General features: G+C 76.0%; 1 protein-coding gene. It reads right to left on the reverse strand.

Features of this window, described 5'->3' with window-relative positions:
- On the reverse strand, positions 1–754 hold a 754-nt coding region (locus tag HMPREF0731_RS22250; RefSeq protein WP_211208004.1), incomplete at both ends, for an aminotransferase-like domain-containing protein.

Genomic DNA, 754 nt, shown 5'->3' on the forward strand with positions numbered 1-754 from the left:
TCCAGCGCGCCGCCCTGGATCAGCGCCGCCAGCGCCTCCTGCTCCAGCAGCGGCGCGTGCCGGTCGGCCAGCCGCTTGGCGCGGGCGAAGAGCGGCGCCAGCCCGGGCGGCGGCACCAGATAGCCCAGCCGCAGCCGGGGCGAGAGCGTCTTGGACAGGGTGCCCAGATAGATCACCCGCCCGGCCGCATCCATCGCCTGCAAGGGCGGGATGGGGGCGATGCCGTAGCGATATTCCCCGTCATAATCATCCTCGATGACCAGCGCGTCCTGGCGCGCCGCCCAGTCCAGCAGCGCCCGCCGCCGCCCGGCCGGCAGCACCCCGCCCAGCGGGAACTGGTGCGACGGCGTGGTGTAGGCCAGCCGCGCCGCCGGCAGCGCCCCGGTCACCAGCCCTTCCGCATCCACCGGCACCGGGCACAGCCGCGCGCCGACCGCCTGGAAGGCCTGGCGCGCCAGCACATAGCCCGGCTCCTCCATCACCACCGCCTCGCCGGGGTCGAGCAGCAGCCGGGCGCAGAGGTCGAGCCCCTGCTGCGAGCCGTTCACCACCAGGATCTGCGCCGCCGCGCAGCGCAGCCCGCGGGCGCGCCACAGATAGTCGCGCAGCGCCGCGCGCAGCGCCGGGCTGCCGGCCGGGTCGTCATAGTGCAGCCGGGGCCGGGCGGGCGCAGCGCGGTGTCCAGGGCGCGGCGCCAGGCCGCCTGCGGGAAATCCGCCGCCGCCAAGTCGCCATAGCGGAAATCCACCCGCAG

It is taken from the genome of Pseudoroseomonas cervicalis ATCC 49957 (assembly GCF_000164635.1).
Classification (GTDB): Bacteria; Pseudomonadota; Alphaproteobacteria; order Acetobacterales; family Acetobacteraceae; genus Pseudoroseomonas; species Pseudoroseomonas cervicalis.